This is a genomic window from Shewanella benthica KT99 (genome assembly GCF_000172075.1).
GTDB lineage: Bacteria > Pseudomonadota > Gammaproteobacteria > Enterobacterales > Shewanellaceae > Shewanella > Shewanella benthica_A.
This window is the reverse complement of record NZ_ABIC01000128.1, coordinates 1-985: the sequence shown is the minus strand read 5'-3', so window position 1 is coordinate 985 and position 985 is coordinate 1. Positions and strand designations below refer to the sequence as shown.

2 pseudogenes are annotated in these 985 nt (G+C 40.5%); one reads left to right on the top strand and one right to left on the bottom strand.

What is annotated here, in order from left to right:
* Positions 1-162: pseudogene (locus KT99_RS21850) on the bottom strand (IS1595 family transposase); the annotation flags it as partial.
* A 77-nt stretch (positions 163-239) separates the two neighbouring features.
* Here KT99_RS21850 and KT99_RS23680 point away from each other — a divergent pair.
* Positions 240-985: pseudogene (locus KT99_RS23680) on the top strand (ISAs1 family transposase).

The following is a 985-nucleotide window of genomic DNA, read 5'->3' as shown; positions in this document are numbered from 1 at the left end:
CTGATAGATGCATATCTGCCCAGTCTTTATTTTTGGGTCTAAAACCATCACAACATCATATTCATGTGTAATGGCTGGCCATCATCGGTCAACGATATGGCTACTACGAAAGGTGTTTGTTGCTGGAACCTCTTCCCGGTTACCTCCATGCTGTTCGCCACCACGGCAAGATCATTATAAATTGAACTTTATGCTCAAGTAGCGATCAGATCACCAAATACTCTTTTTTGGTGATGTTAATGACTGCTACTTTTTTAAAACTTTTTGATTCGATTGCGGATCCCCGTATTGAGCGTTGTAAAAAACATAACTTATTAGATATTGTTTTACTCGCTATAAGTGCGGTTATGTCAGGCTCTGAAGGATGGGAAGACATTGAAAACTTTGGACATCTAAAGCTTGATTGGCTTCGTCAGTATCGTCCTTTTAAAGCAGGTATTCCTCGGCATGACACTATTGCCCGTGTTATCTGCCGATTAAAAGCGGATGAAAAAGAGATAGCAAAGCTAATCGTTAAGCAAAAGGCTGATTATATTCTAGCGCTTAAAGGTCATCATTCTGGTCTACAGGGTGAATTAAAACAAGACGTTGTCAGCAAGTGCTGGTTAATAAAAGTTGGTTAAATAATAAATATCAGTGGGTTGGCTTAAAAAGCATTATCAAAGTGACATCAGACGTACATGAAAAAACGACAGGTAAAGAAACCACTGAAACACGTTGGTACATTAGCTCATTAGATTTAAATGCAGAGCAGGCGTTATCTTCTGTGCGAAATCACTGGCAAGTAGAAAGTATGCATTGGGTGTTAGAGATGACATTCAGAGAAGATGAATCACGGATCCGTAAAGGCCGAGGTCCGCTTGCTTTTAATGTGATGAGAAAAATAGCAATGACCTTGTTCAAGCAAGACCAGACAAAACGCGCGAGTATAGTGGCCAAAAAGAAGATGGCAGGGTTGGACGACGAGTATCGCTCAACCCTGTAG